General features: G+C 58.2%; 1 protein-coding gene. It reads left to right on the top strand.

Annotation, left to right across the window (positions count from 1 at the left end):
* Window positions 1-56: 56 nt before the first annotated feature.
* A partial coding sequence (locus HNO79_RS16305; RefSeq protein WP_214165945.1) for an IS630 family transposase occupies window positions 57-1,143 on the top strand: 1,087 nt, incomplete at its 3' end.

The following is a 1,143-nucleotide window of genomic DNA, read 5'->3' as shown; positions in this document are numbered from 1 at the left end:
GAACTGAAATAAGCATCATTATATGATATTCCTGTCGCAATGACGGGAGCAGAACGATGGCGGGACGACAGGCAAGTCAGGTGGAGCTGAGTCCGCAGGCGCGGACGTTTCTTGAAGGGCAGGTCCGGCGTCACAAGGCGCCGCGGTCGTTGTCGGATCGCTGCCGGATGGTTCTGCTCTGTGCCGAAGGCTTGCAGAGCAAGGAAGTTGCTGCACGCCTGGGAGTGCATGAGCACACCGTCGGCAAATGGCGGCGGCGGTTTGTCGAAGATGGCATCGAAGGCCTGACCGACGAATATCGTGCTGGCCGGCCCCGCACGGTGTCGGATGCGCAAGTTACGCAGGTCATCGAGCGCACGCTGAACACAACGCCCAAAGACGCGACCCACTGGTCGATCCGTTCCATGGCTGCCGAGATCGGCCTGTCGCATACGACCATCCGCCGGATCTGGAGCGCTTTCGGTCTGCAGCCGCATCGGGCCGAAACCTTCAAACTGTCGACGGACCCGCTCTTTGTCGACAAGGTTCGGGATATTGTCGGTCTTTACATGTCGCCACCGAACCGCGCGATCGTGCTGTGCGTCGACGAGAAATCCCAGATCCAGGCGCTGGACCGCGAACAGCCCGTCCTGCCCATGGTACCGGGCGTGCCGGAACGACGTACCCATACCTATCTCCGGAACGGTACGACGTCGCTGTTTGCAGCCCTCGACATCGCAACAGGTGCGGTAATCGGCAAATGCTACAAACGTCATCGTACCACGGAATTTCTCGACTTCCTGAAACGTATCGACGCTGAGATCCCTGATGACCTGGATGTTCATCTCGTGATGGATAACTACGCCACACATAAAACGACCACGATCAAGACGTGGCTCGCGCGCCGCCCGCATTGGCATGTTCACTTCACACCCACCTCGGCTTCCTGGATCAATCAGGTAGAGCGCTGGTTCGCCGAACTGACGCGCAAGCAACTCCAGCGCGGCGTGCATCGGTCAACAACCGCACTCGAAGCCGACATCACAACTTTTATCGACGCACATAACGAAAATCCAAGGCCGTATCGGTGGGTCAAATCAGCCGACCAGATCCTCGCCTCGGTGAAGCGCTTTTGTCACAAGACAATGAGCCGAACTTCAGATT

The sequence above is a fragment of the Komagataeibacter oboediens genome, from assembly GCF_018491655.1.
GTDB lineage: Bacteria > Pseudomonadota > Alphaproteobacteria > Acetobacterales > Acetobacteraceae > Komagataeibacter > Komagataeibacter oboediens.
Note: the sequence above shows the minus strand (reverse complement) of the source record. Positions and strands in the feature narration are given on the sequence as shown.